The sequence below is a fragment of the Protofrankia sp. CiP1_Cm_nod3 genome, assembly GCF_982290655.1.
In genome coordinates, this window is record NZ_CEVIVD010000063.1 from 11,182 (window position 1) to 13,009 (window position 1,828).

Sequence of the window (1,828 nt, forward strand, 5' to 3'; positions counted from 1 at the left end):
GGCGAATGGGAGCCGTGACGCCGGAAACGCGGGATGAACGAGCGTACAGGCCACGCCAACGCTCCGTCCGCTCTGATCCGTGCGGTGTGCGCGGCAGGCTAGAGCGCCGGCCGGGTAACCATACGTGTCCCCCGAACGGTGGCACGCTTCGAGGAGCGCCAGCCACCGGAGAAGATCGGCACAATTTGGTCGTTGTGTACGCTTTTGCGGCCAAAAAGCGTACACAACGACAAAATCGCCTGGATCATGGCCTGTACGAGTGGTCGTGGATGAGATCCGCGCTACCGGACCGGCAAGTTAGAGGCCCATGCTCAGGCCGCCGTCGACGGGGATCACCGCGCCGGTGATGTAGGAGGCCTGGGGGGAGGCCAGGAAGGCGACCAGGGCGGCGATGTCCTCCGGCTCGCCCATCCGCCGGATCGGGACCTGGTTGACCAGGTTGTCCCGCTGGGCGTCGGTGAGCGCGTCGGTCATGTCCGTGCGGATCGGGCCGGGGGCGACCACGTTCGCGGTGATACCGCGGGGGGCGAGCTCCCGGGCGAGAGAGCGGGAGAAGCCGATCAGGCCGGCCTTGGACGCGGCGTAGTTCGACTGCCCGGGGGAACCGACCAACGCCGAGACCGAGGAGATGAAGATCAGACGCCCGCGTCGCAGGCGCAGCATGGGCCGTGCCGCGCGCTTGGCCACCCGGTAGGCGCCCAGCAGGTTGGTGTCGAGGACCTCCTGGAACGCGTCCTCACCCATGGTGAGAAGAAGCGTGTCCCGGGCGATCCCGGCGTTGGACACCAGTATCTCTACCGGCCCGAGTTCCGCCTCCACCTCGGTGAACGCCTTGTCGACGCCTTCCGCGCTGGTGACATCCAGGCGGACGCCGTACAAACCGTCCGGCGCGTCACCGCCACGGCTGGCGACCGCCACCCGGTCACCATTCGCGGCCAGCGCGGCCGCGACCGCGGCGCCGATCCCTCGATTACCGCCGGTAACAAGAGCTACTCGTCCCTCACCGTCCACCATGGGATCGATGCTAGCTGCCGCATCGCACGCTCCAGAGTTATTACCCAAGGTGACACGCTGAATTCTCATTGCATTCAGGGTGCCCGGGCACCCAGCCCGTGATCATCGCTGGGCCACCTGGGCCGGACGACCCCGCAACACCCGTTCCACCGGTCGGCCCCCAGGCCACCGGCAAAGATCACCTGAGTGGGACGAGCCCGGGCCACCCGGACCCGATCGCCCGTCCGGGCGCTTCGCGGGACGATGCAACGGTGCGTCTGACGATCAGAGTCTGCCCCCGCTCGGCCCGGACCTCGGTCGGCGGCGGCTTCCCTGCCTCCGCGGCCGAAGCCTCGGGCGAGCCCTCGACCCAGGAGCCCACCGCGGCGGACGACCCTACCGGCGGCGGCCCGTCGGATGCCACCGCACCCCTCGTCGTCCGGGTGACCGCGCCGGCGGTGGACGGACGGGCCACCGAATCGGCGTTGCGCGCGCTGGCAACGGCCTTCGGCGTGCGCCGCCGCGAGGTCGTGCTGGTCAGGGGCGCCACCAGCCGGATGAAGATCGTTGAAATCGGCGGGCGGCCCGAATCCGCGTTGCGCGGCCGCCTGGCCGAACTCACCACCACGCCGAAAAAATGAAGAAAGGATGAAGAAAACAGGAGGAGTGAGGAAATCAGGTGCGCGGCGAAAACCCGACCGACGCCTAATGGACTGACGAATCCGGGTCCGCCGCCGCCCAGAGACCCGGTTCGCCCGCGCCCATCAGGCCGGATTCCCGGAAGATAAACCGGTGGAAACCACCACAAAAGATATGATCGCGCGGCCTTCGGCCC

2 protein-coding genes are annotated in these 1,828 nt (G+C 68.4%); one reads left to right on the forward strand and one right to left on the reverse strand.

Annotation, left to right across the window (positions count from 1 at the left end; all coding sequences use genetic code 11):
- Positions 1 to 297 precede the first annotated feature (297 nt).
- A complete protein-coding gene (gene fabG / locus AC5LUJ_RS13780; protein WP_250286461.1) occupies positions 298 to 1,014 on the reverse strand; it encodes a 3-oxoacyl-ACP reductase FabG in 717 nt (238 codons plus the stop codon).
- Between the two features lie 251 nt (positions 1,015 to 1,265).
- Between fabG and AC5LUJ_RS13785 the strand changes: the two genes are divergently transcribed.
- Positions 1,266 to 1,634: a DUF167 domain-containing protein gene (locus tag AC5LUJ_RS13785; RefSeq protein WP_250286460.1), complete on the forward strand. Its 369-nt coding sequence runs from the start codon at positions 1,266 to 1,268 to the stop codon at positions 1,632 to 1,634.
- Positions 1,635 to 1,828 lie beyond the last annotated feature (194 nt).